Origin of the sequence: Streptomyces coffeae, assembly GCF_016741875.1 — a bacterium.
Taxonomy (GTDB): Bacteria; Actinomycetota; Actinomycetes; order Streptomycetales; family Streptomycetaceae; genus Streptomyces; species Streptomyces coffeae.
Genome location: NZ_JAERRF010000207.1, coordinates 1 through 423 on the forward strand (window position 1 = coordinate 1; position 423 = coordinate 423).

General features: G+C 65.0%; 1 protein-coding gene. It reads left to right on the forward strand.

Translation table 11 applies throughout. The features are described 5' to 3' along the window. On the forward strand, positions 1-423 hold a 423-nt coding region (locus JK363_RS41700; protein WP_236076603.1), incomplete at both ends, for a beta-ketoacyl synthase N-terminal-like domain-containing protein.

Genomic DNA, 423 nt, shown 5'->3' on the forward strand with positions numbered 1-423 from the left:
CACGGGTGTCTACGCGGGCGTCATGTATCACGACTACGCGGCCGGACTGAGCAGCGGAGCAGATGCGAAGCTCGAGGGCTATGCGATGCTCGCCGGTTCGGGGAGCGTGGTGTCGGGTCGGGTGGCGTACTCGCTGGGTTTTGAGGGGCCGGCGGTGACGGTGGACACGGCGTGTTCGTCGTCTTTGGTGGCGATGCATTTGGCGGCGCAGGCATTGTGTCGTGGTGAGTGCACGCTTGCTCTGGCGGGTGGGGTGACGGTGATGGCTACCCCGGATGTGTTCACTGGTTTCTCGCGTCAGCGTGGTTTGGCTCCCGATGGTCGCTGTAAGCCTTTCGCGGCGGCGGCGGATGGTACGGGCTGGGGGGAGGGTGTGGGGTTACTCCTTCTGGAGCGGTTGTCGGATGCTCGGCGTCATGGTCA